Below are 25,640 nucleotides of genomic sequence, written 5' to 3'. Positions count from 1 at the left end.
CTGCCCATGGCGACATGCGCTGCCGCGACGAACCAGGTTCGGCGGCGGCGCACCAGCAGGGCTTTGTGAACCCTGACTCGTGGGCCAGCGGGACATCCGGCGCTTTCTATTTAGCGAGGAGCGTGCCAGCGGGTGACTCGATGCTCGATAAAAATCTCAAGCCATTGAAGTAAAAGGGAAAGTCATTTCAAGGTACGGGGTGATCTGAATATCCGGTGGTGGCTCGATCCGGGAAATTCGATACAATCGGATCGCTTCTTATCCTATGAGATAAACATGAGAAAGACTGTTGCGATCGGGTTTCTCGGTACCGTGCTCGACCAGGGTGGCAGCTCGCAGCGCCGCTGGCGCAACTGGCGGCCGACGATTTCGCTGTGCGAGCAGCGCGACACGCCGATCGACCGGCTCGAACTGTTGCACGCGCCAAACTACGCGCGTCTCGCGAACCGCGTGAAGCAGGATCTCGAGCGTGTGTCGCCGCACACCGATGTGCGGCTCATCCCGATGGAGATTCGCGATCCGTGGGATTTCGAGGAGGTCTACGCCACGCTGCACGATTTCGCGCGCGCCTACCCGTTCGATCTCGACCGCGAGGACTACCTGATCCACATCACGACGGGCACGCACGTCGCGCAGATCTGCTGGTTCCTGCTGGCGGAGGCGCGCTACCTGCCTGCGCGTCTCGCGCAGACGGCGCCGCCGCAGAAGACCGACGAAGGACTGAGCGGGCCCGGCACGATGTCGGTGATCGATCTCGACCTGTCGCGTTACAACCGCATCGCGCAGCGTTTCACGCGCGAGCGCGACGAAACGGTGTCGTTCCTGAAGGCCGGCATTGCGACGCGCAACGCCCGCTTCAACGCGCTGATCGAGCAGCTGGAACGCGTGGCCGTGCGTTCGCGCGCGCCGATGCTGCTGGTCGGGCCGACCGGCGCCGGCAAGTCGTTTCTCGCGAAGCGCGTGTACGAGCTGAAGCGCGGCCGTCATCGGCTCGCGGGGCCGTTCATCGAGATCAACTGCGCGACGCTGCGCGGCGACGCGGCGATGTCGACGCTGTTCGGTCACGTGAAGGGCGCGTTCACGGGCGCGCAGTCGGCGCGGGCCGGGCTGCTGCGCGCGGCGGACGGCGGCCTGCTGTTTCTCGACGAGATCGGCGAGCTCGGGCTCGACGAACAGGCGATGCTGCTGAAGGCGATCGAGGAGAAGCGTTTCCTGCCGGTCGGCGCGGACGTCGAGGCGACCAGCGATTTCGAGCTGATCGCGGGCACGCACCGCGACCTGCGGCAGATGGTGGCTGCCGGCACGTTCCGCGAGGATCTCTACGCGCGGATCAACCTGTGGACGTACGAATTGCCGGGGCTGGCCGAGCGGCGCGAGGACATCGAGCCGAACCTCGAATTCGAACTCGACCGTTTCGGCCGCGAACAGGGCGAGCAGGTACGGTTCAACGTCGAGGCGAAGCGGCGCTATCTCGCGTTCGCCGCGTCGCCGCGCGCGGCGTGGGCGGGCAACTTCCGCGAACTGTCCGCGTCGGTCACACGGATGGCGACGCTGGCCGATGCGGGGCGGATCACCGAAGCGCTCGCCGAGCAGGAAGTCGAACGGCTGACGCGCACGTGGTCGTCGCCGGGCGGCGCGGGTGCGTCCGATGCCTGCGTCGACGCGGTGTTCGGTGCGCGCGCGGCGGACCTCGACCTGTTCGACCGTGCGCAGCTCGAACGCGTGCTCGACGTGTGCCGCGTGTCGGCAAGCTTGTCGGAGGCGGGGCGCACGCTGTTCGCGGTGTCGCGGCAGAGCAAGAAGCAGCCGAACGATGCGGACCGGCTGCGCAAGTATCTCGCGCGGTTCGGGCTGGATTGGGACGGCGTGCGGCAGGCGCTCGACGGGGCGCGGTGACGGGCCGGTAGGTGCGATGCCTCATCGGCGGCGGGCGTCGATGCGCGCCGTATCGTGTGCGAAAACTTCAGGAGCGTTGTCTTGATCGAGATTCCTTCGGCTGTCAGGCCGCTATTTGTCGCAGCCGGTTGGTGCGGCGATGCAGAGGGCCGGGTGTCGTCGCACGATGGCGACCATCCGGGCGATACGATCCTGCGCGCGTTCGACGGGTTGATCGTGGGAACGGATCGCGCCGATCGCCGCGGGGAAACCTGCGCGCGGATGGGGCTCGTGTTTCATGCGCTGGCGCACCAGGATCGCCAGATTGCCGCGTGGGAACAGGCACTCGGGACGACGATGATCGGTGTTGCCGAGGACGATCTCGGGTACGCCGAGTTTTATGTCGATGCGCAGGGGCGTGTGTTCGCGACGAACTGCGTGGTCGACGGCGTGTATCTGTGCGGATTCACGTTCGGCGAAGCAGTCGAGCGGACGTTGTGCGGGCGGGTCGCGATTCCGCTATTGCTCGACGATCAGGCGACGATCGCTTATTACGGCGAGGATCTGACGAGCGACGATCCGCGCGTGATGACGGCCGCGCAGCTCCTGGCCGGGCGCGACGGTTAGCGCCCGCGCCGTGATGCGGTTGCGTGCCCGGCCGTGCTTCAACCGGCCGCGGCTGCCTGCCGGAATGGCGCCAGGAATGTCCATTCCGGTTGCGCAGCTGCCACATCCGCGAGCCCGCGCGCGAACGCGTGCGCCGGCAGCCACGGATACCCGAACGCCGCATGCAGCGCATCGAGTTTCGCCGACTGCGGATCGTCGATCGTATCCATCCGTGCGATATGAATATGCAGCGCGGCAATCCGCGCGGCGTGTTCGCTTTCGCCGTTGCCCGCGAACTGCCAGCGGTACGTGCCATGCCCGATCCGCAACGCGCCGTTGTCCTTCTGCCGCATCACGACGAGCCACGACATCCCGCTGGCGCCCTGTGAGTCGACTTCGGGTTCCGTGCAAACGTAATACGTCCGGCAGCGCTCGAACCGCTCGCCGAATTCCTCCACCAGCGTGCGTGCAATCGCGGCCGCACTCGTCACGCGCGGCGGAAAATCGATATCGTCGTTCGCGAGCGAAAAGCTCAACTCGGCATCGGCCGCGAAGCAGTCGGCGATCAGTGCGGGCCGGTTCAGGTCCTTCGCGCGCAGATAGCATTCGAGCAGCGCGCGAACCGACGCGGGATGAAGTGGAAAGGGCATGGACGCGCCTCCTGTATCGGGAAATCGGGACACATTCACCGGCCGGGCCTGGCCAGGGGCGGATGTGCCTTTGCCGTATAATTTCGTTTCAAAGCTAAATTCGCATGACCGTACGGAGCGTCGAAGTCATGGCCAAGCAGCAAGAGGAGTCCGTTCTGACCATTACCAACCCGGCCTGCCTGATCGACGGCACGGATACGGAATTTCGCCATCTGATCAACGGGCTGCTGCCGTTCGCGGCCCGCCTGCTGTCGGTGCGCGACGGCTTCGGCTCGCTGATCGGCCTCACCGGCATCCAGTATTCGCTGCTCGTCTCGGTTTCGCATCTGTCGCACGACGATGTCGTGACCGTCAACCGTCTCGCCGATCACCTGCACCTGAGCGGCGCCTTCGTCACGATCGAGACCGGCAAGCTGAAGAAGCTCGGCCTGATCGACAAACGCTCGGACCCCGACGACAAGCGCAAGATGCGGCTCACGGTCACGCCGGCCGGCTCGAAGCTGCTGAAGGCGTTCGCCGATACGCAGCAGCGCATCAACAACGTGCTGTTCGAGGGCGTGACGAAGACCGAATTCAAGGCGCTCTGCTCGGTGATCGACCGCCTCGTCACCAACGGCGATCGCGCGACGCTCGATCTCGCCCACCTGATCGCGCGCCAGGAAAAAGGCTGACGCGCACTCGCTGCAGGCCCGCCCGCGATCGCCGGCCGGCCTGACGCATCGGCTGTGCTCAGTGCGCGGCCCACTCGATCGTATTCAGGTCGACTCCTTCGAGATGCATGTCCCACAGCGGGCTCAGCTCACGCAGCTTGCCGACGGTGTCGCGTACCTGCGCGATCACGCTGTCGACTTCGGCTTCGGTCGTGAAGCGGCCGAGCGTGAAGCGGATCGAGCTGTGCGCAAGCTCGTCGCTGCGGCCCAGCGCGCGCAGCACGTACGACGGCTCCAGCGAGGCCGACGTGCACGCGGAGCCTGACGATACCGCGACCCCCTTGATCCCGATGATCAGCGATTCGCCTTCGACGAAATTGAAGCTGACGTTCAGGTTGTGCGGAATCCGGCGAGCGAGATCGCCGTTCACGTAGACCTCGTCGAGCGTCGACAGGCCGGCCAGCAGCCGGTCGCGCAAGGCGCCGACACGGCGGCTTTCTTCCTCCATCTCTTCCTTCGCGAGCCGGAACGCCTCGCCCATCCCGACGATCTGGTGCGTCGGCAGCGTGCCCGAGCGCATCCCGCGCTCATGGCCGCCGCCGTGCATCTGCGCCTCGATCCGCACGCGCGGCTTGCGGCGCACGTACAGCGCGCCGATTCCCTTCGGGCCGTAGACCTTGTGTGCGGTCACCGTCAGCAGGTCGACGTTCAGCGCATTCACGTCGACCGGAATCTTGCCCGCCGCCTGCACCGCGTCGCAATGGAACACGATGCCGCGCGCACGGCACAGCGCACCGATCTCGGCCACCGGCTGGATCACGCCCGTTTCATTGTTCGCGAGCATCACCGACACCAGGATCGTGTCGGCGCGCAGCGCCTGCTGCACCGCATCGAGATCGAGCAGGCCGTCTTCGCGCACGTCGAGATACGTGACGTCGAAGCCCTGACGTTCGAGTTCGCGGCAGGTGTCGAGTACGGCCTTGTGCTCGGTCTTCACGGTGACGAGATGCTTGCCCTTGCCCTGGTAGAAGTGCGCCGCACCCTTGATCGCGAGGTTGTTGCCCTCGGTCGCGCCGGACGTCCACACGATTTCGCGCGGATCGGCCCCGAGCAATGCGGCGACGTGTGCGCGCGCTTCCTCGACGGCCTGCTCGGCCTCCCAGCCGTAACTGTGGCTGCGTGAAGCCGGGTTGCCGAACTGCTCGTGCAGGAACGGCACCATTTTGTCGACCACGCGCGGATCGACGGGCGTCGTCGCGCTGTAGTCCATGTAGATCGGACGGGATTGCATCGATGCGGCTCCGGAAAACGGTGTCTCCCGCGGTGCCCGAATGCACCGGGGAACAGGGTAGCCGCAGTGTACGTGGACATTCCCGGACGCCGCGCAACATCCATCCCGCCAGTAGGGTTGTCTTTCAAACAAAGCTTTCAAGGTCAGGGTTTACGACAGCTTGAACCCGCCTTTGTGTTTACATTTAATAAAAGCTAAATAACAAAGCTAAATAACGGTGCTTTGTTGGGACGGATTCCACTGCGGAATCCGGCGATGCAACCCAAGGAGGACGAGATGAGCGAGAACCATGCCGGAACCGGCGCGGGCGCCGACGAGCAGCGGCGCTTTCGTACGGCGCTGTCGATGTTCGCGACGGGCGTCGCGGTGATTACCGCCCCGCGCAAGGAGGGGATGCCGATCGGCATCACGGTCGCGTCGTTCAATTCGGTGTCGCTGGATCCGCCGCTGATCCTGTTCTCGGTCGACCGTCGCAGCCTGAGCCTCGGCGACCTGGCCGGCGCGGGCGGCTATGCGGTCAACGTGCTCGACGAGACGCAGCAGCACCTGTCGAACTGTTTCGCGAAAGCGAACGGCGACAAGTGGGGTTGGCGTGCCGACGCAGCCGATGACGATGGCGCGGTGCTGCTGCCCGACGCGCTCGCGACATTCGAATGCGAACCCTATGCGCAGTACGACGGCGGTGACCACGTGATCTTCGTCGGCCGCGTGACGCGGCACTGCGCGCGTTCGGAAGGGCGCCCGCTGATCTTCTTCGGCGGCCGCTACCGCACGCTCGACGGCATGCACGCGCCGTCGGCCTGAATGCAACCCACGCTTCATTCCACCCTGGAGGACATCATGATCAAGAACGGGACTCGGCACATTGCGTCGCTGCGCGACGGGCGACAGGTCTACCTGAACGGCCAGCCGGTCGGCGACGTGACCGCGCACGCGGCATTCCGCAACTCGATCCGCAGCTATGCGAGCCTGTACGACTACCAGGCGCGCGACGAGCACGTCGAGAAGATGACGTTCGTCTCGCCCGACTCGGGCAACCGCGTCAGCCGGATCTGGCAACTGCCGACGTCCTATGACGAACTCGTCGAACGCCGTGCCGCGCTGGAAGCGTGGTCGGAGCTGCATTACGGCTTCATGGGCCGCTCGCCTGACCATGTCGCGTCGTGCCTGGCGGGTATGTATATGGGCGCCGACGTGTTCGAGCAATACGATCCGGCACGCGCGGGCGCACTGCGCGACTACTACCGCTATGCGCGCGACAACGACCTGTTCCTGACTTACGTGATCGTGAATCCGCAGGCGAACCAGTCGAAGTCCGCGCACGAGCAGGAGGACAAGTACCTCGCGGTCGGCATCGTCGATCAGGATACCGAAGGCATCACGGTGCGCGGCGCGAAGATGCTCGCGACGAGCGGGATCATGGCGAACGAGGTGTTCTGCAGCTGCATCCAGCCGCTGCGCGAAGGCGACGAGATGTACGCGCTGTCGTTCGCGGTGCCGATGAACGCGAAGGGCATGAAGATCCTGTCGCGCAAGTCGTACGAGGAGAACGCGACGTCGGTGTTCGACAACCCGCTGTCGAGCCGCTTCGACGAGAACGACGCGGTGCTGTATTTCGACGACGTGAAGGTGCCGTGGGAGCGGATCTTCGTCGCCGGTGATACGGCGATGTGCGCGAAGCAGTTCCACGCGACGCCGGCGCACGTGTACCAGAACTACCAATGCCAGGTGCGGCTGATGACGAAGCTGCGCTTCCTCGTCGGGCTCGGGCTGAAGATCTCCGAGGTCAACGGCACGAATACGTTCCCGCAGGTACGCGAAACGCTGGGCCAGCTCGCGGCCGAAGCGTCGATGGTCGAGGCTTGGGTCTACGGGATGGAAGCGAAGGGTACCGTCGTCAACGGCTTCTACGTGCCCGACCGCACCATGCTGTACGGCTCGCAGGTCGTCACGCAGCAGCTCTATTCGAAGGTGCTCAACACGCTGCGCGAGCTCGCCGGCGGCGGAATGATCATGCTGCCGTCGAGCGTGCGCGACTTCGAGAACCCCGACCTGCTGCGCATCATCGAGAAAACGCAGAAGTCGCCCGTGTGTTCGTCCGAGGAACGCGTGAAGTTCTTCAAGCTCGCGTGGGATGCGGTCGGCTCCGAATTCGCATCGCGCCACAACCAGTACGAGCTGTTCTATGCGGGCGCGTCGTTCGTCACGAAGGGGCACGCATATCGCACGTACGACTGGCAGCGTGCGTCGCATCTCGTCGATTCGATGCTCGGCAGCTATTCGCTGAACCAGGAACTGTCGACGCCGCATGCCGCCTGATGCGTCGCCGTGCGTCCGACTCACCCGCTATCGCCACAGGAGAGACAGATGGCCATCAACAAGCTTCACGACGAATTCCATACGCTGGACATGCAGCGCGACTGGCGGCTGCCGGAAGGCTATGACCCGGCGTCCGGCGCGCAGGAGCTGATCCTGTCCGGCGCGCTCGACACCGAGCGCAAGCGCGGCAGCCGCACGCGCCTGTTGCGCCTGCCGGCCGGGCTGCATACGAAGAAGCCGTTCGTGCACGACTACTGGGAAGAGGTGTTTCTCGTCGAGGGCGACCTGACCGTCGGCAACGACGAGCACGGCAACGGCGGTACGCCGTTCAAGGGCTACACGTACGCGGTGCGTCCGCCCGGCGCGTGGCACGGACCGTTCAAGTCGAACGGCGGCTGCGTGCTGCTGGAGATCCACTACTACGACCCGGCGTAAGCACGGCCGATCAACGACACACGGCGGGCGGCAGCGCGCAGCGCGTGCGCTGCCCGCCACGAGGAGCATTCGATGAAAACCATCACGTTCGCGATTGACGGTCGCGATGGCCGCACCGAGCGCGCGATCGCGATCGACACGCTCGTGATCGCGGGCTGGACCGGCCGCGACACGATCGCCATGGAGAAGCACATCCGCGAGCTGGAGGAGCTGGGCGTCAAGCGCCCGGCGACGACGCCCGTGTTCTACCGCGTCGCGGCCGATCGCCTCGATCCATCGCCCGCGATCCAGGTATCGGGCGGGCAGAGCAGCGGCGAAGCGGAATTCGTGCTGGTGCGCGACGGCGGCGAGACTTTCGTCGGCATCGCGTCCGACCACACCGACCGTGAAGTCGAGACCTACGGGATCACCGTGTCGAAGCAGATGTGCGGCAAGCCGTGCGCGAACACGCTGTGGAAATTCGACGACGTGGCCGGGCACTGGGATCAGCTCGTGCTGCGCGCATACGCGACGATCGACGGCGAGCGCGTGCTGTATCAGGAGGGCAAGGTGACCGCGATGCGTGCGCCGGACGATCTGCTCGCGCAGTTCGCGCGCCATGACGGCCGCTTCGTCGACGGCACCGCGATGCTGTGCGGCACGCTCGCCGCGATCGGCGGCATCCGGCCGGCCGAGCGGTTCGAGGTCGAACTGGAAGATCCGGTGCTGGGCCGCACGCTGCGTCATGCGTATGCGGTGGATACGCTGCCCGTGGCGGGCTGACGCGGTAGCAGCACGCGCACGCACTCAGGCGCGGCAGATCGCGACGATCTCCGCGCTGGTCGCATCGTCGAACGGCGCGTGCTGCCAGTCGCCGTACCAGTCGGCCGACGCGAATCCGGCTGCGATCACACGCGCCTGCAGGTCGGGTTGCGCGATGAAACGCAGCCGGCTCGTGTTCGTCAGCACCGTGTCGTCGCGACGGAAGCCGTAGTGCGTGTCGAACGTCACGATCGCACCCTCCACCGAGCCCACCGCATGATGAAGATCGACGATGCCCGCTTCGCGTGACTCGACGCTGCGTGCCGAATGCTCCGGTGTCCATGCATGCCACGGCGCGATGCGCGGATTGCGGGTATCGAACAGGAAGCGGCCGCCGTCGGTGAGCACGCGCCGCACGCCGCGCAGCGTCGCGTCGATTTCCGTGTCGGTCAGCAGGCACTGGAACGCATGCCCGGTCATCACGACCGCATCGAACGGTGGTGCATCGGGCGGCAGGCTGTCGAGCCCGCAAGCATGCCAGCGCACGGTGTCGGCGCCGGGCTGGCGCCGCGCGTATTCGATCATCGCCGCCGCGGGATCGATCGCGACGACGTGGTGCCCGGCTGCCGCGAGCCGGCGCGCGAACGTGCCGGTGCCGCAGCCGAGATCGAGGATGCGTTGCCGTGCGGCGCCGATCACGCAGGCGTAGAACGCGAAGTCCTGGTCGCCCGCGTTGAACAGGTCGTAGAGCGCGACGAGGCGCGGGTCGGTGTAGAGGGCTTCGCCGGCGGGCGCGGCGGCAGACGTCATGCGGCCGCGCGCGTCAGCGCTGCTGCACCGCCACGCGCAGCCCGAGCGCGATGAAGATCGAGCCGATGATCTTCCCCTGCCAGCGCGTGAGCCACGTGAGCCGCTTCACGATGCGGCCGAGCGGGCGAATCGAGCACGCGATCAGCGTCGTGTAGAGCGAGCTGAGCGCGACGAAGATCAGCCCGAGCACCGCGAACTGAACGAACGTCGAGCCGCGTTCCGGATGCACGAACTGCGGCATGAACGCGAGGAAGAACAGCGCGGTCTTCGGGTTCAGCACTTCGGCGGGAATCGCCTGCAGGTACGCCTTGAGCGGCGTGACCGGCGACACGCTCGGCAGCGACGGATCGGACGGCTTCTCGATCAGCGCGCGCACGCCGAGATAGATCAGGTACGCGGCGCCGACCACCTTCACGACATTGAACGCGAGCGCCGACGTCATCAGCAGCGCCGACAGGCCGACCGCCGCGAACAGCGTATGCACGAAGTCGCCGCTGGCGACGCCGAGGCCGGTCAGGATGCCGGTCTTGCGGCCGCCCTGCACGGTGCGGCTCAGCACGAGCAGCACGGCGGGGCCGGGAATCAGGAACAGGCCCAGGACGACGGCCGTGAAGGTGGTCAGCGTGGTCAGGTCGAACATGGCGGCTCCGGCAGGTGGGCGCAGCGGCGGGGGATCGGGGCATTGTATTCGTTTCGCCGCCCGACTGCAGACGCAGCTCGGGCAGCGGCCCGGCGGCAGGGCCGCACCGGCCCCTTTCTGGTATAAGCACGAAAGGACGCGCGGGCAGCGCGTCCGGCTTCCTCCATCGTCCACCGTTTCATGCGCAAGCTTCCACCGACCACCGATCCCGCAGCGGACGACGAAGTCTTCCACGTGCCGCGTCCGCTCGTCGTGTTCGGCGGCTCGGTCGTCGAGCCCGAATGGCGGCTGGAGCGACACAGCCATCCGCAGGCGCAGCTGCTCTACACGCTGAGCGGCGTCATCTACTGCGAGATCGACGGCGGCGTGTGGAGCGCGCCGCCGCAATGCACGGTGTGGATTCCCGGCGACGTCCCGCACGCGGCACGCGGCTCGGCCGGCGCGACGTTCTACGCGGTGCTGGTCGAACCCGACGCCGCGCTCGACCTCCCTGCGCGCTGCTGCACGCTGTCGGTGTCGCCGCTGCTGCGCGAGCTGCTGCTGAAGGCGGCGAGCTTCCCGAACCTGTACGACGTCGACGGGCCGCAGGGGCGGCTGATTGCGACGCTGCTCGACGAACTCGTCGCGGCACCGGTCGAGGATCTGTACCTGCCGATGCCGGCCGATCGCCGGCTGCGCAAGCTGATCGACCATCTGCTCGACGATCCGGCCGACAAGTCGCCGCTGGCCGAACTCGCGCGGCGCGTGGGCATCAGCGAGCGCAGCCTGACGCGGCTCGCGGCGAAGGAGCTCGGGATGAGCCTCGGCGACTGGCGCCGGCGGCTGCACGTCGCGCTGTCACTGCGGATGCTGACGACCGGCCGCCGCGTGCACCAGATCGCGATCGATCTCGGCTACGAGAGCGCGAGCAGCTTCGTGACGATGTTCCGCAAGGCGACCGGCAAGTCGCCGACGCAATTCCTGACCGACCGGCAACGCTGAACGATGAAGGCCGCGCCTTCGTGCATGCGCGATTGGCCGGATTGAGCAAGCGGTTGGCCGGGACGATAAATGACGCCACATGCCTCGATCCATAAAATGAGAATCGTTCTCATCTGGAGGTCGACATGCAAATCGTCACGACTGAATTCCCGTTTGTCTGGTTGCGTTACACCGGTTCGACGCACACCGATCCCGCCCGCCTGATCGCCGAGCTCGACGCGTTGCTGGCGCGTCGCGAACCGTTCGTTCTTCTGACCGACGACGCGCCGTCCGGCGACGATCGCGGCGGGGACGATCACGAACTGCGCAAGCAGCTCGCGAAGTGGAGCAAGGCCAACCGCGCGCAGTCGCGTGAGTGGATCCCCGCGATGATCGCGATCGAGCCCGACGCAGCGCGGCGCGTGGCGCTCAACGCATTTTCAGGGGCGTTTGAAAAGGTGTGGGGCTATCCGCTGAACGCGGCAGCCACCCGCGACGACGCGCTCGCGCTGGCGCAGCGGCTGCTCGACCAACCGGCGCGCGGCGCCGTGGCGGCGAACGGTTGAACCGTCTCTGCCGCGCCGGGGGCGCGGCGTTCCTCGATACGCATGCACGGCGCGCAAGCGCGCCGCGGCATGCGGCAAACATGCAGGGGTGTCCGGTGGACAATCCGATCCGCGCGATGCGCATCTTCACGCGCATCGTCGAAATGAACAGCTTTACGCGTGCGGCGCAGGCGCTCGGCATTTCGCGCGCCACCGCGACGCGGACCGTGCAGGAACTCGAAACGGCGCTCGGCATGCCTTTGCTGGTGCGTACGACGCGCGCGCTGCGGGCGACGCCCGAAGGCGATGCGTATTACCGGCGCTGCGTGCGCATCACGGCCGATGTCGATGAACTCGAAGCCAGCATCCGCGGCGCCGCGCTGCATCCGAGCGGGCCGCTGCGCGTCGAACTGCCGGTGGCGGTCGCGGACGCGATCGTGCTGCCGGCGCTCGGCGCGTTTCATGCGCGGCATCCCGATCTGGTCCTGACGTTGGGTGTATCCGGGCGCGCGGCCGATCGCGTGGGCGATGCGATCGACTGCAGCGTCCGGCTCGGCGAACTGCCCGACTCATCGCTCGTCGCGCGCCGGCTCGGCACGCTCGAGCGCGTGACCTGCGCGAGCCCCGCGTATCTCGACCGCCACGGCGTGCCGCGCACGCTCGACGATCTGGCCTCGCATCGCGCGGTCAGCGTGTCGTCCGTGCCGGGCCAGCGCACGGCCGAACTCGATTTCCTCGTCGATGGCGCGGTGCGCAAGGTGCGGATGGACGGGATCGTCAGCGTGGACGACGAGCCGGCATATCTGGCGTGCGGCATGCACGGCCTCGGGTTGATCCAGCCGCCGCGCGTCGCCGCGCAGCCGCTGATCGACGCGGGGCGGTTGCGGGAAGTGTTGCCGCGCTGGCGGCCCGACGCGATCGCGGTGTCGGCCGTCTATGTGAAGCGGCCGCATGTGTCGCCCGGCGTGCGCGCGTTCGTCGACTGGATTGGCGAGCGTTTCGAGGCGGCGGTGAGCGGCCATGCGGGCATGATCACCGCACGGGTGTGGCGGCCGACGGTGGGCGCCGCGGACAGGGTTGATCCGGTGGACGCCCAGATGGCCGCAGCTTGATCAGCAAGCGTCGAGTCAGGCGCGGTCAACGGTTCGCAATCGTCGTGGGTGCGCTCTCTTGACCGTCGAGATTGCGGAAGCGGATCGATGATCCCGCCGGGTTGCCGTGGCGAAGCGGACGGCGGCGGCCGCGCGCTGCCGGTTCATATGAAAGTGTCAATATTCTGGCGATTTTTTGACGAAATAGCTGAAATATTGGCTCTTTTGACCGAGCCGCACGTTGGTCTCTCCTGAATCGACGTACGTCGTTTCGTGCGTCCCGATCACTGCCCCAGCTCGTCCGCCAGAAAATCGACGAACGCGCGAATCCGCGTGGACATCTGGTGGCGCTGTGCATACACCGCATAGATGTCGGCGCTCGGCGTCTCGTAGTCGGGCAGCACAACGACCAGGCGGCCGTCGGCGAGATAGTCGCGCAGATCCCATTCCGCACGCATCAGGATCCCGTGCCCGTCGAGCGCCCATTTCACGGCGATCTCGCCATCGTTCGTCGTCAGGTTGCCGTTGATCCGCACGGCTTCCGTATGGCGCGCCGTGCCGCGCCCGCTCGTCAGGCGCCAGATTCCGTAACCTTCGTCCCCCTGCCGGATGCCGATGCAATTGTGGCGCGTCAGGTCGTGCGGCGTCGCCGGTGTGCCGTGCTGCGCGAGATACACGGGCGCCGCGCACAGCAGCCGGCGGTTCGGCGCGAGCCGCCGCGCGACGACCCGCGTATCGGGCGGCTCGCCGAAGCGGATGCATACGTCGAACGCGTCGTCGGTGAGCGGCGGCGGCATGACCGACAACTGCAGCTGCACCGACACCTCCGGATAACGCGCGACGAAGCGCGAGATCGCGGGGCCGACCTGGTTACGCCCGAAGCCGAGCGTCGCGTTCACGCGCAGCAGCCCCTTCGGGCGCTGCTTCGCGCTGCCGAGCAGTTCGCCGAGTTCGTCCATCTGGTCGAGGATCCGGCGCGCATAGTCGAGATACACGTCGCCTTCGGGCGTCAGCATCATTCGCCGCGTCGTGCGGTTCACGAGCGTCACGCCCGCGCGCCGCTCCATCTGCGTGAGCCGCTTGCTGACGGCCGCCGCGGTGAGCCCGAGTTCGCGCGCGGCCGCGCTCAGGCTGCCCGACGCGGCCAGCGTCGAGAAGAAGCCGAGATCGGCCGGCTGAACGGTATCCGCCATGTCGGGATTCGTGAATCCAAGTTAAAGATGCTTTGAGTCTAGCACCGGTTCCCGCACTTCCGGTTCGGTAAAGTGCCTCCACGCTGACGATCAATCGAGGATGTGCGCATGAAGACCTACCGTATCGCAACGATTCCCGGCGACGGGATCGGCAAGGAAGTGGTGCCTGCGGCCAAGCAGGTGCTGGAAGCGCTGGCCCGCGGCAGCGACCGCTTTGCATTCGAGTTCGAGGATTTCGACTGGGGCGCCGACTACTACCGCCGGCATGGCGCGATGATGCCGGCCGACGGCCTCGACGCCTTGCGCGGCAAGGACGCGATCCTGTTCGGCTCGGCGGGCGACCCCGACGTGCCCGATCACGTGACGCTGTGGGGGCTGCGCCTGAAGATCTGCCAGGGCTTCGACCAGTACGCGAACGTGCGCCCGACGCGCATCCTGCCCGGCATCGACGCGCCGCTGAAGCGCTGCGGGCCCGACGACCTGAACTGGGTGATCGTCCGCGAGAACTCGGAAGGCGAATATGCGGGCGTCGGCGGCCGCGTGCACCAGGGCCATCCGATCGAGGCCGCGACCGACGTGTCGATCCTCACGCGTGCCGGCGTCGAACGCATCATGCGCTTCGCGTTCCGGCTCGCGCAGTCGCGCCCGCGCAAGCTGCTGACCGTGATCACGAAGAGCAACGCGCAGCGGCACGCGATGGTGATGTGGGACGAGATCGCGAAGCAGATTGCGCAGGAATTCCCCGACGTGACGTGGGACAAGGAGCTCGTCGATGCGGCGACCGCGCGCATGGTCAACCGGCCGGCGTCGCTCGACACGATCGTCGCGACCAACCTGCACGCGGACATCCTCAGCGATCTCGCGGCCGCGCTCGCCGGCAGCCTCGGCATCGCGCCGACCGGCAACATCGACCCCGAGCGCCGCTATCCATCGATGTTCGAGCCGATCCACGGCTCCGCGTTCGACATCATGGGCAAGGGGCTCGCGAATCCGGTCGGCACGTTCTGGTCGGTCGTGATGCTGCTCGAGCACCTCGGCGAAACGGCCGCCGCCGCGCGGGTGATGCAGGCGATCGAGGCAGTGACGGCCGACCCGTCGCTGCATACGCGCGACCTCGGCGGCAGCGCGACGACCGCGCAGGTGACGGCGGCAGTGTGCGAGCGCGTCGCGAACGCGGCGGTCGCCGCCTGACGACAAGCGCGGCGATGGGCAGGCGGCCCGCAACATAGCGGCCAGCGACCCGCGGCGGCGCGCGAGCGCAACCGGTTACCGGGCGTCGCCCGTTCATCGTCCCCGGATGTTCCTGCCCCGCGACTCGCGCGCCCGACGCGAGCCGGGCGCGCCGGCCAACGCGCTTCGCCGCGGCGCCGGCGAGCATTCATACGCCGAGTACGACTCGACGGCTCGACCTCGAAGGAGGAGACACATGCAAGCGGATCTGGAAACCCGCGTCGCGCGGAAACTGATGTGGCGCATCATTCCGTTCGTGATGCTGCTTTACTTCGTCAGCTTTCTCGATCGCGTCAACGTCGGCTTTGCCGCGATGACGATGAACAAGGCGATTGGCCTGTCGCCGACCGCGTTCGGGTTCGGCGGCGGCCTGTTCTTCATCGGCTACTTCCTGTTCGAGGTACCGTCCAACCTGATTCTTCATCGCGTCGGCGCGCGCATCTGGATCGCGCGCGTGATGATCACGTGGGGAATCGTGTCGGCCGTGTCCGCATTCGCGGCCGGGCCGACGAGCTTCTACGTGCTGCGCTTCCTGCTCGGCATGGCCGAAGCCGGGTTCTTCCCCGGCATCATCCTGTACCTGAGCCTGTGGTTTCCCGCGAAGCAGCGCGCGGTGGCCGCCGCGTGGTTCATGGCGGCCGCGCCGATCTCGACCGCGATCGGTTCGCCGCTGTCGGGCGCGATCATGCAGATGCCGCCGATGTTCGGGCTCGCCGACTGGCAGATGCTGTACATCGTCGAAGCGCTGCCGGCGGTCGTGCTCGGCTTCGCCGTGCTCAGGTGCCTGACCGATGCGCCGTCGAAGGCCGCGTGGCTGCGCGCGGACGAGCGCGACTGGCTGGTCGCGAAGCTGAAAGCCGAAGCCGATGCGCGCCACATGCATGCCGGGCATACGGCCGGCGCGTGGCAGGCGCTGCGCGACCCGCGCGTGCTGGCGCTCGCGCTGATCTACTTCGGCACGTCGGCGGGGCTGTACACGCTCGGCCTGTGGGCGCCGCTGATGGTCAAGCAGTTCGGCTTCACCGCGCTGCAGACGGGCCTGCTCACCGGGATCCCGAGCATCGCCGCCGTCGTCGCGATGATCGTCTGGGCGCGGCATTCGGACCGCACCGGCGAGCGCACGTGGCACGTCGTGATTCCGTGCGTGCTCGCGTGCATCGGTTTCGTGTTCGCGGGGCAGGCGAGCACAGCGCTGCTGACCGTGCTCGCGCTGGTGGTCGTCAACATCGGAATCAGCGCCGCGAAGGCGCCGCTGTGGGCGATGCCGAGCGCGTTCCTGTCCGGCGCCGGCGCGGCGGCGGGCATCGCGATGATCAATTCGATCGGCAATCTCGGCGGGTTCGTCGGGCCGTTCGCGATCGGCTGGTTGAAGCACGTGACGGGCGGGTATGCGGCGGGGCTCTACGTGGTGGCGGGCACGCTCGCGGTGTCGGCGGTCGTCACGCTGATGTTGAGCCGCAAGGGCGCGAGGGAAGCGGTCGTGCCGGGTGTGCGGCCTCACTCGTAAGCAGCGGATAGCCGGGCAGGCGCGCGTCGCGAACCTGCCCGGCGTTCATGCATCGTGCCGCGCGATCAGCTATGCGTGAGCGTCAGCGCATAGAACTTCACGACGGTGCCGGGCGTCGTCAGCGGCGTGCCGGACACGGCCGTCTGGTCGTAGTCGCCGGCCTTGAAGTAGAAGCTTTCGCCGTCGAAGCTCGAATCCATCGTGAAGGTCTTCGTCGTGCCGTTCGCGGTGACGGTGATCGTCGTGCCGCTCAGGCTCAGCGCGTAGCTGAACTTCTTGCCGACGCCGACCGTGGTGATCGGCGTGGTCGTCGACTTGCCGCCCTGGTTGGTGCTTTCAAGCAGTAATTGCACGACGCCGCCGGACGTGAACTGCAGCTCGCACAGCGGCTTGCTCGGGCCGGTGCCCTGGAAGATCTGGCCGATCGTCGTGTGATCGGGCACCTGCGCGACGGCCACCGTCGCGTTCAGCCGGTTGGTACCGGAGGTGGGCCAGATCGCGTTCTCGCGCAACTCGGTGCGCGGATGCAGCGAGCCGGACGTCGTCCAGCCCTGCGTCGGGTCCATCATCACCATCGATCCGTCGCTGCCGTCCGTATAGAAATACGTCGGGTTCACATAGCCGCCCGCGAGCGACGAACCGCTCACCGTGTCGACCTTGCCGGACGAGCCGGTCGGCAACTGCAGTGTGAACGGCGCGAGGTTGAAGTTCGAGCCGGGCGGGTTCGACGGGCTGAGCGCCATCGCGGTGGCCTGCTGGCGCGCGGCGGCGGCCGGGCTGGCCGGATCGTCGCCGCCGCACGCGGACAGGCACGCAACGGACAGAACGGCGACGACGCACGGGATGATCCTGTTCTTCATGGTGTCTCTCTCTGATGGTCCGTGGCTGGGTGCCACGTTGTGGATAACGTTTTCCTATTGAGGCGCTTGATCGTCGAAGCGAGATCGGTTGCCCGTAGAAAGCACTCCAAAATACAGAAAGCAGGTAAGGCTCGAAATGTGGAACAGTGATGCCGGGAATTGCTGGAGTTTTAAGGCTTGCGATCGGCTTTCCGTGAAACTGCTCAGGCCGATCGAGGACGATGCTAGCAAGAAGTATTGGAAGAGTAAACGTTTTCCTATTTTGGTCAGAGAAATAGTTTTCGCTGGCTGAGGCTAGGTATCCGCGTGCCGGCGTGAAGGGCGCGGGCAGGTGTGCCGGTTACGACTCCGTCGCCGCGACTTGTTGTGCGATACGCGCCGCACAAGCATCGGGTGTCGCATCGGACGTATCGAGCACCATCCGGCTGAACGGCCGTGACGCATAGCCTTCGCGATACATTTCGGCGATCCGGTTGCGCTCCCAGTCCGTCAGCGCACGCGTGCCGCGATTCGACGCCGCGACTGCTTCCGGCGGCGCGAGCGTCACGACGAACAGCCGTGCATCGCGCGCAGCGCTAGCGGCGCGCAGCCGCTCGAATTCCGTTTCGCCGATCGGATAGGCGATGACCAGATGACGCTCCCGCGCGTGCGTGATCTGCGTGACGAGACGCTCGAGCGCGATCGCCCACTGCACGTCGAATGGTGCGTCTTCGGGCGCATCGTGATCGTCGCCGTCGATGAAGCGTGCGTCGGGCAGTACGCGCGCGAGCGCGAGACCGATCGTCGTCTTGCCGCTGTTGATTGGGCCGTTCAGGTGGATGATGGTAAGGGCGGTCATGGGTGAGCGCAGGAATCGGAAGACTCGCAGCTTGCCATGACGGGTGCGGCGATGCTGTGCCGTTGGTACGTCACGCGATGCGATTGTGGAAAGCAGAAACGCGGGGGAGAGGCGGGGAAGCGGCAGGTTGCGTGCGCGAAGCGGATACGCCCACACAGCCTGCCCGGCCGTACCGCATCCATCGATGCGATACGGCGTCGAGCGAAGCGACTTACTTCTCGTCGCCCTTGATCTGCGGCAGCGCCGACGTCTCACCCGGCGTCAGCAGCCCGACTTGCGAATACACGCGCAGCTTGTCGCGCGTATCGGTGATGTCGAGGTTGCGCATCGTCAGCTGGCCGATCCGGTCGCGCGGCGAGAACGTCGACGCCACCTTCTCCATCGACAGGCGTTCCGGCTGGTACGTGAGGTTCGGCGACTTCGTGCTCAGGATCGAGTAGTCGTTGCCGCGGCGCAGTTCGATCTTCACTTCGCCGGTGATCGCGCGTGCGACCCAGCGTTGTGCGGTTTCGCGCAGCATGATCGCCTGCGGGTCGAACCAGCGGCCCTGGTACAGCAGGCGGCCGAGGCGGCGGCCGTTCTCGCGATACTGCTCGATGGTGTCTTCGTTGTGGATGCCGGTGACGAGACGCTCGTACGCGATGTACAGCAGCGCGAGGCCCGGGGCTTCGTAGATGCCGCGGCTCTTCGCCTCGATGATGCGGTTCTCGATCTGGTCGCTCATGCCGAGGCCGTGGCGGCCGCCGATGCGGTTCGCTTCCAGCAGCAGCTCGACCGGGTCGGTGAACTCGACGCCGTTCAGCGCGACCGGCTGGCCGGCTTCGAAGCGCACCGTCACTTCTTCCGCGGCGATCTTCACGTCGTCGCGCCAGAACGCGACGCCCATGATCGGGTTCACGATCTTGATGCCGCTTTCGAGGCTTTCGAGATCCTTTGCTTCGTGCGTCGCGCCGAGCAGGTTCGAATCGGTCGAGTAGGCCTTCTCGGCCGACATCTTGTACGCGAAACCGGCCTGGTTCATGAATTCGGACATTTCGGCACGGCCGCCGAGCTCGTCGATGAACGTCTGGTCGAGCCACGGCTTGTAGATCTTCAGATCCGGGTTCACGAGCAGGCCGTAGCGGTAGAAACGCTCGATGTCGTTGCCCTTGTACGTGCTGCCGTCGCCCCAGATGTTGACGCCGTCTTCCTTCATCGCGGCGACGAGCATCGTGCCCGTCACGGCGCGGCCGATCGGCGTGGTGTTGAAGTACGTGACGCCTGCGGTCGTGATGTGGAACGCGCCGCTTTGCAGCGCCGCGATGCCTTCGGCGACGAGCTGCGCGCGGCAGTCGATCAGGCGGGCGCCGGCTGCGCCGTATTCGATCGCGCGTTTCGGGATCGCGTCGTAATCGTCTTCGTCGGGCTGGCCGAGGTTCGCCGTGTATGCGTACGGGACGGCGCCCTTGAGTTTCATCCAGTGCAGTGCAGCGCTGGTGTCCAGGCCGCCGGAGAAGGCGATACCGACCTTCTGGCCGGTCGGGAGGCTTTCGAGAATCGTGCTCATAGGAATTACCGTGGATTGAAGCCGGTGGGATCGTATTTCGCGGAATATGCGAGTATCGGCTGTCCGGCAGGTTGGGGCAAGGGCTGATTTTCGCGCGGAACCGTCGTCGGGCCTGTCGCAGCGGGCCTGGCGGGTGGTTAACCGGGTGGAGAACACCGCGCTCGCCGGTGCGACATCGCGGCAGAAACAGGCATCGACAAGCCCGGCCGCGGGCCGTGCTTCCGGGGCCGGATCGGCTGACGGACGGGGCGGCCCGCCGTCAGGATGCCGATGCGCCGAGCTGAAAGGTATATGAAAGGCTGGCTCGCGAGGCCCGGACTCCCGCCGACGTCAGATATTCCACGACTGCGCGGTGTCGAGCAGCTTCTCGCGTAGCTGGTCGACTTCCCCGGCCAGCTTGGCCGTGATCGACACGTAGCCGGACAACTCCGGCGGCGGCGCGACGTGCGGCGGGTCGGCCGGCCGGCGGCGCGGCGAGAGCCGGCTCGGCGTGCCGAACTTGAGCGCGCGGCTCGCGCCGACCAGTGTGTCGCGGATGCGCCGGTTCACGGCCCTCATGTCGACGCGCATGTATTCGCGGGCCGCGACGTCGTCGCGGGCCGGCACCGCGCTCGACAGGATCTCCAGATAGCCGATGCACAGGCGCAGGCTGCGCTGGATCGCCTCGAGCTGCGTCATCGACGTCTCGCATTCCTTCGACACCGACGGCATCAGCGAGCGCAACTGCACGAGCAGCGCGCTCAGCGCGGCCATTTCCTTCAGGTGCGCGTCGTCGCTGACCTGGCGGTCGCCCGCGAGCCGCGCATGCACGGCCGCGCACGCGCGCAGCGCGTCGGCGAGCTTGTAGCGCCACGAATAGGTCGCGTAGAGCGGCAACGCGAACGAGAACGCCAGCGCGATCGCGATGCCGACCAGCACGTTCACGGCGCGCCACAGGCCGTCGACGATCTCGTTGTCGCCGTGCCCGGCGACGATCACCATCGTGATCGCCGACAGCAGCGCGATGTAGCCGGCCTTGCCGATCGCGTGATACGCGCAGATACCGCACGCGAGCGCCATCAGCAGGTAGATCGCGAACGGCGCGTGCAGGAACGAGTAGAGGAGGATCAGCCCGAGCCCGGCCAGCGCGCCGATCGACGTGCCGAGCGCGCGCTCGGCCGCCTTCTTGCGGATGTTGCCGTGGTGCTGCAGCCCGCCGACGACGATCAGCACGGTGATCGTCGACCACTCGCCGTGCGGCACGTTCAGGCCGGTGGACAGCGCGATCGACACGAGAATCGCGAGCGAGACGCGCGCCGCATGGATCAGCTTCGCGTGCCGGTAGCGGCGGTACGGGTCGAGCAGTGGGCGGAGCGCGTTGCGCAGGAGCGGCGGCAGCCGGGTAGGGAGCGGGGTGGTCATGGCGGAACGGGAGTGGCCGGAACGCGCACGGCGGCCTGCGCGGGCCGGCGCCGCGCCGCGTGCGCAGCAGAAGTCACGCTAACCGAACGCGGGAAACCTGTCCACCGCGCGGTCATCCGGCCCGGCCGGCCGCGGCGCGATTTCACGTCACGTCACGGCGATGTCATGCGCCGGCGGCGCTCGGCTGCGCCTCCAGCACGCGGTTGCGGCCGCCGGACTTCGCGCGGTACAGCGCCTCGTCGGCCCGTCGCAGCAGCGTCGCGGCGTTCACGCGGCCGTCGGTGGCGGTCGCCGCGCCGATGCTGGCCGTGACGCGCCCGTACGGGCTTTTCGCGTGCTCGATGTCGAGCGCCGCGATCGCGCGCCGGATGCCCTCGGCGACGGTCAGCGCGCCTTGCGCATCGGTGTCGGGCAGCGTGACGACGAATTCCTCGCCGCCGTAGCGCGCGACGTGATCGCTGTCGCGGCGCAGGCAGCGCGACGCGGTCTGCGCGACGCGCCGCAGCACGTCGTCGCCGGCCGGATGGCCGTAATAGTCGTTGAATGCCTTGAAGTGATCGACGTCGACGAACAGCACCGACAGCGGGCGCCCGCTGCGCGACGCACGCTGCGCCTCCTTCGCGAGCACCGTGTCGAACGTGCCGCGGTTGTCGAGGCCCGTCAGCGCATCGGTGTGCGCGAGCCGGTACAGCTTCGATTCGGCGACCTGGCGGCGCTTCAGCTCGCGCGACAGCGCCAGCGACCCCCACGCGATGAATCCGGTGAACAGGCACATCAGCACGACGGTCCAGATCGCGCGGTGGTGCCACGACGCGTAGATGTCGATCTCGGCGGGCGCGACGTCGACGATCAGCGGCAGGGCGGCGAGATGCTTGTAAACATAGATGCGCCGGATGCCGTCGATCGCGCCGACCCCGGTCAGCGCGCCGTCGCGGGCGCGCTGCGATTCGATGAACAGCGGAGAGTTGTGCAGGTCGAGGCCGACCACGTGCGGGTCGTACGGCAGGCGCGACACGAGCGTGCCGTTGTCCTCGACGATCGCCGCGCTGCCGTGCTTGCCGACCGCCAGGCCGTCGAGCAGCGCGCGGAAGTAGTCGATGCTGAGCGTGCCGACGACGATGCCGGCGAACGCGCCGTCGGGCCGGCTGATCCGGCGGCTGAGGGCGATCGTCAATGCGCCGCCGCGCAGCCGGGACGCATACGGCCGGCTGATGTAGAGGCCCTGGGCAAGCTGGTCGCGATGCACGGCGAAATAGTCGCGGTCGCCGAAATTGCCTTGCCGGGCGGGCGACGCGCTCGAATCGATCACGATATTGCCGTGTGCATCCATCACGAAGATCGACCCGAGATACTCGCCGGTCGCCGCGCGGTCGAACAGCAGCCGGTGGCGCTGGTGCGGGGGCAGCGTCGCCAGTTCAGGATCGGTAATGCCGTCGACGACGTTCTGCAGCGACAAATCGTAGAGCTCGATATTGCGCGCGATATCGCGTTCGATCAGCAGCATCAGGTTGCGTGCATTTTCGACCGCATGGTCGTATGCATCGCGCCGCGCCTCGATTAAAAGCGACGTGGAAAGCCCCCAGCTGAACATCAGCAGCACGATCCCCGCTACGAGTACGCCGCGGGGCGACAGAATGCGTGCCACGATCGACGCGGTATGGCGGCGCAGCGCGGCGGGCAGCGTGAATGACTTCATCCTCGATGGGGGCGGGCGGCGGATTTCGCGTCGTGGGCGATTCCGTACGCTGTTTATTTTGAATCGGGCCGCATTATCTCGCGAATTCCGGACATTCGCCTGCACATGCAAAACATGCATGCGGATACCGCCGATTCCCAACCGTTACGCATCGTTACCGCTTGTCATGCGGGTGATTTGATTTGAATCAATCGTCGATATCGGTTGTATTGTCTGAATAATTCCGTGATTACCCGGCGATTATGCATGCCGGCGCGGTATCGGGCGGATTGCGACGGGACAGTGGCGAAACACCGGGCGGATCGGAGAATCGAATAACCATTCGCGGCGCGGGGTTTTTGAGCCGACCTGCGACGACGGCCCGCTTCGACGCGGCCAACCCCTTGATTCTGCGAAATCTCCGCGGCGGCGGCGGACGGTGGCACCTCAGCTGTCCCCGGGACGAATCAGGTAGAATCCGCGCTTCGCCGCAGGCGCCCACCGCGCAACGCGTATCGGGGCCGCATCGAATGCATCGCAGGACGCGCACCGCGCTCCGATTCCGCATGCGCCGGCTACGGATGCCGGCCCGCTCAACGTTCGTCTCGTTTATGTCCGCAATTCCGAAATCCGATCCATCCGGTTCGTCAGCGAACCCACCCAAGCTTCATCGCGCGCTGAAGGCGCGCCATCTGACGATGATCGCCATCGGCGGCTCGATCGGCACGGGCCTGTTCGTCGCGTCCGGCGCGTCGATCTCCCAGGCCGGCCCCGGCGGCGCGATGGTCGCGTACATGGCGATCGGCCTGATGGTCTATTTCCTGATGACGAGCCTCGGCGAAATGGCCGCGTTCATGCCGGTGTCGGGCTCGTTCGCGACCTACGGCGCGAAATACGTGGACGAAGGCTTCGGCTTCGCGCTCGGCTGGAACTACTGGTACAACTGGGCCGTGACGATCGCGGTGGAGCTGGTCGCCGCGCAGCTCGTGATGCATTACTGGTTTCCGGACGTGCCGGGCGTGTGGTGGAGCGAGGCGTTCCTCGGCGTGATGTTCCTGCTCAACGCGCTGACCGTGCGCGGCTTCGGCGAAGCCGAATACTGGTTCGCGCTGATCAAGGTCGTCACCGTGGTCGCGTTCATCGGCGTCGGCCTGCTGATGATCTTCGGCATTCTGAAGGGCGCGCCGAGCAATGGCTGGGGCAACCTGACGATCGGCGACGCGCCGTTCGCGGGCGGCCTGCCGGCGCTGATGGGCGTTGCGATGATCGCCGGCTTCTCGTTCCAGGGCACCGAGCTGATCGGCGTCGCGGCCGGCGAATCGGAAAACCCGCGCACGACGATCCCGCGCGCGGTGCGCCAGGTGTTCTGGCGCATCCTGCTGTTCTACGTGTTCGCGATCTTCGTGATCGGCGTGCTGATTCCGTATACCGACCCGAACCTGCTGAAGACGGACGTGACCGACATCGGCGTGAGCCCGTTCACGCTCGTGTTCCGCCACGCGGGCCTCGCGTTCGCGGCCGGCGTGATGAACGCGGTGATCCTGACGGCCGTGCTGTCGGCCGGCAACTCGGGCATGTACGCGTCCACGCGGATGCTCTACAACCTCGCGACCGAAGGCCGTGCGCCGAAGATCTTCGCGAAGCTGTCGGCGGGCGGCGTGCCGCGCAACGCGCTGTACGCGACGACGGCCGTCGGCGCCTTGTGCTTCTTCACGTCGCTGTACGGCGACAAGACCGTGTATCTGTGGCTGCTGAACACGTCGGGGATGACCGGCTTCATCGCATGGCTCGGCATCGCGGTCAGCCACTACCGGTTCCGCAAGGGCTACGTGAAGCAGGGCTACGCGCTCGACCAGCTGCCGTACCAGTCGAAGTGGTTCCCGTTCGGCCCGTTGTTCGCGTTCGTGCTGTGCCTCGTGATCGCGCTCGGCCAGGACTATCAAGCGTTCCTCGCGAACCGGATCGACTGGGCCGGCGTCGCCGCGACCTATGTCGGCATTCCGCTGTTCCTCGTCGTGTGGCTCGGCTTCCGGTTCCTGAAGAAGAGCCGCTTCGTGCGCTACGAAGACATGGAAATCGCGCCGTGGATCGCCGCGAGTCGCGGCGCGCAGCGCCAGCCGGTGGCGAACCGCGAAACCGCGGGCTGACGCGGGCGCGGCGCGTGGCCGCGTGACGTACGACGAAACGGGAAGCCTCGCGCTTCCCGTTTTTTTTGCCCGGCTTTTGCCTGCACGGGGTCAAAGCCGGTTATATTGCCCGACCCTACCGGGCCGCGGCCCGGCCGGCGCGAGGCACGCCGCGCGGATCGGCATCCGGCGCGCGCGACATGCGGCGGCCGGCGAATCGCCCGGCGTTTTCATCGTTCCGTCCGGGCCGATACGGCCCGCGGAGCGCGCAACCCAGAGGAATCCATGAGCGCATCACCCGCCGAGCGGAAGGCCGGACCCGTTTCCATCGTGCGACTCGAAGCCGCGATCAACGCGTGGCGCGAAGTGTACCCGCCGGCGCCGGACGGCGAGGACGGCTACGCGCTCGACGCCGGCAGCAATTGCCTCGCCGAGCTGTACGGCACGATGATCTGCTACCAATTGCCGGACGTGCCGCTCGACTCGCTGAGCGATGCGCAGCGCGACGCGCTCTACGCGACCGAGGTGTGACGGACGGCCCACACGGTGCCGCGGCGCGGTATCAGTGAACGAACGGGAAGCGTTGCGGCTTCCCGTTTTGCTTTGCGCGGCGCCGGCCGCCGCTGCGCGCGCAATGCGGTTCGCGCCGGG

At 66.8% G+C, this 25,640-nt stretch carries 24 protein-coding genes; 14 read left to right on the top strand and 10 right to left on the bottom strand.

Annotated elements, in window-relative coordinates; all coding sequences use genetic code 11:
• The first annotated feature begins 276 nt into the window (after positions 1-276).
• The gene (gene rtcR / locus F3J15_RS00890; RefSeq protein WP_166886568.1) at positions 277-1,896 is read left to right on the top strand and encodes an RNA repair transcriptional activator RtcR; all 1,620 of its coding nucleotides are present in this window, start codon (positions 277-279) and stop codon (positions 1,894-1,896) included.
• Positions 1,897-2,049: 153 nt separating this feature from the next.
• Positions 2,050-2,502, top strand: coding sequence for an SUKH-3 domain-containing protein (locus F3J15_RS00885; RefSeq protein ID WP_345891471.1), 453 nt, complete (start codon positions 2,050-2,052; stop codon positions 2,500-2,502).
• A 38-nt stretch (positions 2,503-2,540) separates the two neighbouring features.
• Here the strand turns inward: F3J15_RS00885 and F3J15_RS00880 are convergent, their stop codons facing one another.
• The gene (locus tag F3J15_RS00880) at positions 2,541-3,131 is read right to left on the bottom strand and encodes a nuclear transport factor 2 family protein (protein ID WP_166886564.1); all 591 of its coding nucleotides are present in this window, start codon (positions 3,129-3,131) and stop codon (positions 2,541-2,543) included.
• Between the two features lie 128 nt (positions 3,132-3,259).
• Between F3J15_RS00880 and F3J15_RS00875 the strand changes: the two genes are divergently transcribed.
• A complete protein-coding gene (locus F3J15_RS00875) occupies positions 3,260-3,802 on the top strand; it encodes a MarR family winged helix-turn-helix transcriptional regulator (RefSeq protein WP_069252868.1) in 543 nt (180 codons plus the stop codon).
• Between the two features lie 58 nt (positions 3,803-3,860).
• Here F3J15_RS00875 and F3J15_RS00870 read toward each other — a convergent pair whose 3' ends face one another.
• On the bottom strand, positions 3,861-5,072 hold the full coding sequence (locus F3J15_RS00870) for an IscS subfamily cysteine desulfurase (RefSeq protein WP_166886561.1): 1,212 nt from the start codon (positions 5,070-5,072) through the stop codon (positions 3,861-3,863).
• A 255-nt stretch (positions 5,073-5,327) separates the two neighbouring features.
• Here F3J15_RS00870 and F3J15_RS00865 point away from each other — a divergent pair, with 255 nt between their 5' ends.
• From F3J15_RS00865 to F3J15_RS00850, 4 genes are all read left to right on the top strand, one after another.
• Positions 5,328-5,876 carry a flavin reductase family protein gene (locus tag F3J15_RS00865; protein ID WP_083266057.1) on the top strand — a complete coding sequence of 183 codons (549 nt, stop codon included), beginning with the start codon at positions 5,328-5,330 and terminating at the stop codon, positions 5,874-5,876.
• 36 nt (positions 5,877-5,912) lie between these two features.
• A complete protein-coding gene (locus F3J15_RS00860) occupies positions 5,913-7,391 on the top strand; it encodes a 4-hydroxyphenylacetate 3-hydroxylase N-terminal domain-containing protein (RefSeq protein WP_166886558.1) in 1,479 nt (492 codons plus the stop codon).
• Positions 7,392-7,439: 48 nt separating this feature from the next.
• Positions 7,440-7,826, top strand: a complete 387-nt coding sequence (locus F3J15_RS00855; RefSeq protein WP_011356002.1) for a hypothetical protein — start codon at positions 7,440-7,442, stop codon at positions 7,824-7,826.
• Between the two features lie 72 nt (positions 7,827-7,898).
• Positions 7,899-8,588, top strand: coding sequence for a DUF2848 domain-containing protein (locus tag F3J15_RS00850; protein WP_166886555.1), 690 nt, complete (start codon positions 7,899-7,901; stop codon positions 8,586-8,588).
• A 24-nt stretch (positions 8,589-8,612) separates the two neighbouring features.
• Here F3J15_RS00850 and F3J15_RS00845 read toward each other — a convergent pair whose 3' ends face one another.
• Positions 8,613-9,377 (bottom strand): class I SAM-dependent methyltransferase, encoded by a 765-nt coding sequence (locus F3J15_RS00845; protein WP_166886552.1) that lies wholly within the window; start codon positions 9,375-9,377, stop codon positions 8,613-8,615.
• Between the two features lie 13 nt (positions 9,378-9,390).
• Positions 9,391-10,017, bottom strand: a complete 627-nt coding sequence (locus F3J15_RS00840; RefSeq protein ID WP_166886549.1) for a LysE family translocator — start codon at positions 10,015-10,017, stop codon at positions 9,391-9,393.
• A 180-nt stretch (positions 10,018-10,197) separates the two neighbouring features.
• Between F3J15_RS00840 and F3J15_RS00835 the strand changes: the two genes are divergently transcribed.
• The 3 genes from F3J15_RS00835 to F3J15_RS00825 all read left to right on the top strand — a co-directional run bounded on the left by F3J15_RS00835 (position 10,198) and on the right by F3J15_RS00825 (position 12,634).
• Positions 10,198-10,998 (top strand): helix-turn-helix transcriptional regulator, encoded by an 801-nt coding sequence (locus F3J15_RS00835; protein WP_166886547.1) that lies wholly within the window; start codon positions 10,198-10,200, stop codon positions 10,996-10,998.
• 125 nt (positions 10,999-11,123) lie between these two features.
• The gene (locus tag F3J15_RS00830; RefSeq protein ID WP_166886544.1) at positions 11,124-11,543 is read left to right on the top strand and encodes an ATP--cob(I)alamin adenosyltransferase; all 420 of its coding nucleotides are present in this window, start codon (positions 11,124-11,126) and stop codon (positions 11,541-11,543) included.
• A 95-nt stretch (positions 11,544-11,638) separates the two neighbouring features.
• Complete coding sequence (locus F3J15_RS00825) at positions 11,639-12,634, top strand: LysR family transcriptional regulator (protein ID WP_345891470.1); 996 nt, start codon at positions 11,639-11,641, stop codon at positions 12,632-12,634.
• A 263-nt stretch (positions 12,635-12,897) separates the two neighbouring features.
• Here F3J15_RS00825 and F3J15_RS00820 read toward each other — a convergent pair whose 3' ends face one another.
• Complete coding sequence (locus F3J15_RS00820; RefSeq protein ID WP_166886541.1) at positions 12,898-13,806, bottom strand: LysR substrate-binding domain-containing protein; 909 nt, start codon at positions 13,804-13,806, stop codon at positions 12,898-12,900.
• Between the two features lie 108 nt (positions 13,807-13,914).
• On the opposite strand from F3J15_RS00820, the gene F3J15_RS00815 reads away from it, so the two are divergent.
• Both F3J15_RS00815 and F3J15_RS00810 read left to right on the top strand, forming a co-directional pair.
• Positions 13,915-14,997, top strand: a complete 1,083-nt coding sequence (locus tag F3J15_RS00815) for a tartrate dehydrogenase (RefSeq protein WP_166886537.1) — start codon at positions 13,915-13,917, stop codon at positions 14,995-14,997.
• A 235-nt stretch (positions 14,998-15,232) separates the two neighbouring features.
• Positions 15,233-16,543: an MFS transporter gene (locus F3J15_RS00810; RefSeq protein ID WP_166886535.1), complete on the top strand. Its 1,311-nt coding sequence runs from the start codon at positions 15,233-15,235 to the stop codon at positions 16,541-16,543.
• A 65-nt stretch (positions 16,544-16,608) separates the two neighbouring features.
• On the opposite strand, the gene F3J15_RS00805 is transcribed toward F3J15_RS00810, so the two are convergent.
• The 5 genes from F3J15_RS00805 to F3J15_RS00785 all read right to left on the bottom strand — a co-directional run bounded on the left by F3J15_RS00805 (position 16,609) and on the right by F3J15_RS00785 (position 22,884).
• The gene (locus F3J15_RS00805) at positions 16,609-17,403 is read right to left on the bottom strand and encodes a polysaccharide lyase family 7 protein (protein WP_166886532.1); all 795 of its coding nucleotides are present in this window, start codon (positions 17,401-17,403) and stop codon (positions 16,609-16,611) included.
• Positions 17,404-17,743: 340 nt separating this feature from the next.
• Positions 17,744-18,241 (bottom strand): shikimate kinase, encoded by a 498-nt coding sequence (locus F3J15_RS00800; protein ID WP_166886529.1) that lies wholly within the window; start codon positions 18,239-18,241, stop codon positions 17,744-17,746.
• Between the two features lie 211 nt (positions 18,242-18,452).
• Entirely contained in the window at positions 18,453-19,787 is a 1,335-nt protein-coding gene (gene argG / locus F3J15_RS00795) for an argininosuccinate synthase (RefSeq protein WP_166886526.1), read from the bottom strand.
• Between the two features lie 330 nt (positions 19,788-20,117).
• A complete protein-coding gene (locus F3J15_RS00790) occupies positions 20,118-21,188 on the bottom strand; it encodes an FUSC family protein (protein ID WP_166886523.1) in 1,071 nt (356 codons plus the stop codon).
• Positions 21,189-21,351: 163 nt separating this feature from the next.
• On the bottom strand, positions 21,352-22,884 hold the full coding sequence (locus F3J15_RS00785; RefSeq protein WP_166886520.1) for a sensor domain-containing diguanylate cyclase: 1,533 nt from the start codon (positions 22,882-22,884) through the stop codon (positions 21,352-21,354).
• A gap of 590 nt (positions 22,885-23,474) precedes the next feature.
• Here F3J15_RS00785 and F3J15_RS00780 point away from each other — a divergent pair.
• Positions 23,475-25,010, top strand: a complete 1,536-nt coding sequence (locus F3J15_RS00780; protein WP_166886517.1) for an amino acid permease — start codon at positions 23,475-23,477, stop codon at positions 25,008-25,010.
• Between the two features lie 264 nt (positions 25,011-25,274).
• Positions 25,275-25,520, top strand: coding sequence for a DUF3717 domain-containing protein (locus tag F3J15_RS00775; RefSeq protein ID WP_043178075.1), 246 nt, complete (start codon positions 25,275-25,277; stop codon positions 25,518-25,520).
• Positions 25,521-25,640: the final 120 nt, after the last annotated feature.

Origin of the sequence: Burkholderia sp. Ap-955 (genome assembly GCF_011753045.1) — a bacterium.
GTDB lineage: Bacteria > Pseudomonadota > Gammaproteobacteria > Burkholderiales > Burkholderiaceae > Burkholderia > Burkholderia lata_D.
Note: the sequence above shows the minus strand (reverse complement) of the source record. Positions and strands in the feature narration are given on the sequence as shown.

What these genes read in the sequence shown, in the direction of transcription:
- F3J15_RS00800 (WP_166886529.1), bottom strand. Translation starts at nt 18,241, where the DNA reads ATGACCGCCCTTACCATCATCCACCTGAACGGCCCAATCAACAGCGGC.
- F3J15_RS00830 (WP_166886544.1), top strand. Translation starts at nt 11,124, where the DNA reads ATGCAAATCGTCACGACTGAATTCCCGTTTGTCTGGTTGCGTTACACC.
- F3J15_RS00865 (WP_083266057.1), top strand. Translation starts at nt 5,328, where the DNA reads ATGCAACCCAAGGAGGACGAGATGAGCGAGAACCATGCCGGAACCGGC.
- F3J15_RS00845 (WP_166886552.1), bottom strand. Translation starts at nt 9,377, where the DNA reads ATGACGTCTGCCGCCGCGCCCGCCGGCGAAGCCCTCTACACCGACCCG.
- F3J15_RS00880 (WP_166886564.1), bottom strand. Translation starts at nt 3,131, where the DNA reads ATGCCCTTTCCACTTCATCCCGCGTCGGTTCGCGCGCTGCTCGAATGC.
- F3J15_RS00870 (WP_166886561.1), bottom strand. Translation starts at nt 5,072, where the DNA reads ATGCAATCCCGTCCGATCTACATGGACTACAGCGCGACGACGCCCGTC.
- F3J15_RS00805 (WP_166886532.1), bottom strand. Translation starts at nt 17,403, where the DNA reads ATGAAGAACAGGATCATCCCGTGCGTCGTCGCCGTTCTGTCCGTTGCG.
- F3J15_RS00775 (WP_043178075.1), top strand. Translation starts at nt 25,275, where the DNA reads ATGAGCGCATCACCCGCCGAGCGGAAGGCCGGACCCGTTTCCATCGTG.
- F3J15_RS00855 (WP_011356002.1), top strand. Translation starts at nt 7,440, where the DNA reads ATGGCCATCAACAAGCTTCACGACGAATTCCATACGCTGGACATGCAG.
- rtcR (WP_166886568.1), top strand. Translation starts at nt 277, where the DNA reads ATGAGAAAGACTGTTGCGATCGGGTTTCTCGGTACCGTGCTCGACCAG.
- F3J15_RS00815 (WP_166886537.1), top strand. Translation starts at nt 13,915, where the DNA reads ATGAAGACCTACCGTATCGCAACGATTCCCGGCGACGGGATCGGCAAG.
- F3J15_RS00875 (WP_069252868.1), top strand. Translation starts at nt 3,260, where the DNA reads ATGGCCAAGCAGCAAGAGGAGTCCGTTCTGACCATTACCAACCCGGCC.
- F3J15_RS00860 (WP_166886558.1), top strand. Translation starts at nt 5,913, where the DNA reads ATGATCAAGAACGGGACTCGGCACATTGCGTCGCTGCGCGACGGGCGA.
- argG (WP_166886526.1), bottom strand. Translation starts at nt 19,787, where the DNA reads ATGAGCACGATTCTCGAAAGCCTCCCGACCGGCCAGAAGGTCGGTATC.
- F3J15_RS00780 (WP_166886517.1), top strand. Translation starts at nt 23,475, where the DNA reads ATGTCCGCAATTCCGAAATCCGATCCATCCGGTTCGTCAGCGAACCCA.
- F3J15_RS00820 (WP_166886541.1), bottom strand. Translation starts at nt 13,806, where the DNA reads ATGGCGGATACCGTTCAGCCGGCCGATCTCGGCTTCTTCTCGACGCTG.
- F3J15_RS00850 (WP_166886555.1), top strand. Translation starts at nt 7,899, where the DNA reads ATGAAAACCATCACGTTCGCGATTGACGGTCGCGATGGCCGCACCGAG.
- F3J15_RS00835 (WP_166886547.1), top strand. Translation starts at nt 10,198, where the DNA reads ATGCGCAAGCTTCCACCGACCACCGATCCCGCAGCGGACGACGAAGTC.
- F3J15_RS00810 (WP_166886535.1), top strand. Translation starts at nt 15,233, where the DNA reads ATGCAAGCGGATCTGGAAACCCGCGTCGCGCGGAAACTGATGTGGCGC.
- F3J15_RS00790 (WP_166886523.1), bottom strand. Translation starts at nt 21,188, where the DNA reads ATGACCACCCCGCTCCCTACCCGGCTGCCGCCGCTCCTGCGCAACGCG.
- F3J15_RS00840 (WP_166886549.1), bottom strand. Translation starts at nt 10,017, where the DNA reads ATGTTCGACCTGACCACGCTGACCACCTTCACGGCCGTCGTCCTGGGC.
- F3J15_RS00785 (WP_166886520.1), bottom strand. Translation starts at nt 22,884, where the DNA reads ATGAAGTCATTCACGCTGCCCGCCGCGCTGCGCCGCCATACCGCGTCG.